The 361-nt window shown below is 65.4% G+C and carries 1 protein-coding gene; it reads left to right on the top strand.

Annotated elements, in window-relative coordinates; translation table 11 throughout:
* On the top strand, window positions 1-361 hold a 361-nt coding region (gene pdxY / locus BN1128_RS15815; RefSeq protein ID WP_042870484.1), incomplete at both ends, for a pyridoxal kinase.

Genomic DNA, 361 nt, shown 5'->3' with positions numbered 1-361 from the left:
GAGGTGTGGCCCGTCAACACGGTGCAGTTCTCCAACCACACCCAGTACGCGGCAGGCTGGCAGGGGATGGCGATGCCCGCGGGCCATATCAGAGCCCTGTGCAAGGGGCTGGGAGATATAGAGGTGCTGGGCCTGTGCGACGCCGTGCTGAGCGGCTATCTGGGCTCGGCTGAGCAGGGGGACGAGATCCTGACAGTGGTGGCTGCGGTCAAGGCGGCCAATCCTGACGCCATCTATTTCTGCGATCCCGTCATGGGTCACCCGGAGAAGGGGTGCATAGTCGCCCCCGGCGTGACCCGCTTCCTGACTGAAAAGGCGCTGCCGGTGGCCGACATCATGGCCCCCAACCTGCTGGAGCTGG

The organism is Aeromonas piscicola, assembly GCF_000820005.1.
Lineage (GTDB): Bacteria > Pseudomonadota > Gammaproteobacteria > Enterobacterales > Aeromonadaceae > Aeromonas > Aeromonas piscicola.
Note: the sequence above shows the minus strand (reverse complement) of the source record. Positions and strands in the feature narration are given on the sequence as shown.